This is a genomic window from Psychromonas sp. MB-3u-54, from assembly GCF_002836415.1.
In the GTDB taxonomy this organism is placed as follows: domain Bacteria; phylum Pseudomonadota; class Gammaproteobacteria; order Enterobacterales; family Psychromonadaceae; genus Psychromonas.
In genome coordinates, this window is sequence record NZ_PJBP01000024.1 from 1 (window position 1) to 1,501 (window position 1,501).

A 1,501-nucleotide genomic window follows, 5' to 3' on the forward strand; every position below is an offset into this window, starting at 1 on the left:
ACTTTTGGCCTGCGGACCATGTTTGATGTTTTAAGCGCCTCGAACACAATAACTTTAGCTTGGCTATCGACTAAAGAGCGACTTGTTTTGTGTGCAAAATCATTTCTGATATTCGCCTTTTTAGCGTGATGCTTAGCAATGCGGTGCTTAGTTTTTTTTCTTCGATTTGATGTTAGCTTCTGACGCGCCATTTTACGCTGTAGACGCTTAATGTATCGATCAGATTTATCCATCATGTTTTTTTGATTTTTAGAATAGTCGAATGACTGACAACCAGCATGAACAGGGATTGCAACGCCTCTATCTATGCCGATAACACTTTCCTCTAAATACTCTTTTGTTGATCCTTGGAGGAATTTTAAGTGCTCTGCATTAGTTGACAGATGTGATTCATCTTTTCCACTCTCATAACAAAAAGACACATAATATTGACCACGCTCTTTGCGCACATATAGAGAGTTTGGGATCTCGAATTTGCTATGTGCTTTAAACGATAAGTAGCCAATATTGTTTGTCTGAGTACCAATGAATAAACGCACGTTGCCATCTTTACAGTGATCAAACCTAAACACTTCACGGGTAAGATATACACTACCACGATCAGCCTTTGGCTTGGTCTTTGGCCTCCCGCACAAACCTTTCATAAATTTCTGGTATGTCTGATACCAATTAACCGCGCTATTTCTGATTATCTGGCTAGGGCATTGATATAACCAAGGCGTCAGCTCCTTGGACTTAAATTGAGCCGCTTTCTGGTCGATTGGTGCATAAGTACCAATTGGGTAATACTTACGTGCAAATGTGCGGTAATACTTTTCTTCGGCTACCTTGGCATTCCAAACCAAACGCGCACACCCCATCCACTGACTTAAAATCAGTTTTTGATTTGATGTTGGATTCGCTTTTAGCTTGATACCTGTTAGCACGACTAAGCCTTCTTATTGAACAATGAAAGTTAATGTATTACTATATTTACCTAAAGTCAATCTAGCGTTAGGTTATATGTACGAATGGAGAACAGGCAGGTCATGCCTTTATAAGAACTACGTCCATCTAGTATTTTTAACAAAGTACAGGCGGGATGTGTTTACAAAAGAGATGCTAGACAGCACAAAAGAAGTAATAAAAGAAACTTGCGAGCAGATGCAGTGTGAATTATTAGAATTTGGAGGGGAAGGGGATCACATTCACTTAATGGTGTCAGTTCACCCTAAAGTTGCAGTATCTAACTTAGTAGGAAAGCTTAAAGGTAAGTCTTCTTATATGATAAGGCGTAATCATTGGGAACAGGTAAAAAGCAAACTATGGGGCAATCATTTTTGGAGTCCATCTTACTGCGTTGTTTCTTGTGGTGGCGCTAGTTTAGATGTAGTTAAGAAGTACATCGAAAACCAGCAAGAGCCACCATCTGAAAAAGCAGTTAAAACATCTAAGTCACTAAAGAGAGTTTAATCGCTAACTCGCCCGTGAACGAACGAGATTGCGCTCACGGGTTGTTCAA

Annotated in this window: 2 protein-coding genes; one reads left to right on the top strand and one right to left on the bottom strand. The window is 39.8% G+C overall.

The window, feature by feature from the left end:
* Positions 1-926: RNA-guided endonuclease InsQ/TnpB family protein (locus CXF72_RS00380; RefSeq protein WP_101036062.1), on the bottom strand; the 926-nt coding region annotated here is incomplete at its 3' end.
* A gap of 76 nt (positions 927-1,002) precedes the next feature.
* Here CXF72_RS00380 and tnpA point away from each other — a divergent pair.
* Positions 1,003-1,452: an IS200/IS605 family transposase gene (tnpA, locus tag CXF72_RS00385; RefSeq protein ID WP_101036063.1), complete on the top strand. Its 450-nt coding sequence runs from the start codon at positions 1,003-1,005 to the stop codon at positions 1,450-1,452.
* Positions 1,453-1,501: the final 49 nt, after the last annotated feature.

Coding starts and splice junctions, on each gene's coding strand:
- tnpA (WP_101036063.1), top strand. CDS start 1,003: ATGTACGAATGGAGAACAGGCAGGTCATGCCTTTATAAGAACTACGTC.